General features: G+C 78.5%; 1 protein-coding gene. It reads right to left on the bottom strand.

Going from position 1 to position 698, the window contains the following annotated elements:
* Positions 1-18 precede the first annotated feature (18 nt).
* Entirely contained in the window at positions 19-603 is a 585-nt protein-coding gene (locus N866_RS19275) for a metal-dependent transcriptional regulator (protein ID WP_425393985.1), read from the bottom strand.
* Positions 604-698 lie beyond the last annotated feature (95 nt).

Below are 698 nucleotides of genomic sequence, written 5' to 3'. Positions count from 1 at the left end.
AGACCGGTGGATCAGGGCTCAGCCGGGCCCCCCGGCCGCCGGGGCCACCCACACCGCCGCGCGGACGCGGTCGCTCAGCCGGTCCGCGGCGCCGAGCACCACCCCGGGCCGCACGCCGCAGGCGGCGCACTCGCGCAGGACGTCGGCCTGGGCGTCCGACACGCGCACGACGACGGCCCGGGCACCGGCGGGCAGCTCGGTGAGCGGGATCGCCGTCGGCCGCCGGACCGTGCCGTCCGCCGCCGGGATCGGGTCCCCGTGCGGGTCCTGCTCCGGACGGCCGAGGACCTCGTCGACCCGCCGCACGAACCGGTCGGAGACGGCGTGCTCGAGCACCTCCGCCTCGTCGTGGACCTCGTCCCAGCCGTACCCGAGGTGCTCGACGAGCCACGTCTCCAGGAGGCGGTGCCGCCGGACGACCTGGACGGCCACCGCGCGACCCTCGGGCGTGAGCGTCACCCCGCGGTAGGGCTCGTGGTCGAGCAGCCCCCGGTCGGCGAGCAGGCGCACCGTCTCGGACACCGTGGGAGCGCCGACGCCGAGCCGCTGCGCCAGCCGCGTGGTGGACACGGGGGCCGGGTCCCACTCCTGGGCGTTCCACACCGCCTTGAGGTAGTCCTCGTGGGTCGCCGAGACGGCGCGCTCGCGGCCCCTCACGGCGTCACCGGGCGCGCGGCACCGGCCCGCGCGGCCGACGG

The sequence above is a fragment of the Actinotalea ferrariae CF5-4 genome, from assembly GCF_000603945.1.
In the GTDB taxonomy this organism is placed as follows: Bacteria; Actinomycetota; Actinomycetes; order Actinomycetales; family Cellulomonadaceae; genus Actinotalea; species Actinotalea ferrariae.
The sequence above is the reverse complement of the archived record's forward strand: the minus strand, read 5'-3'. Positions and strand labels throughout refer to the sequence as shown.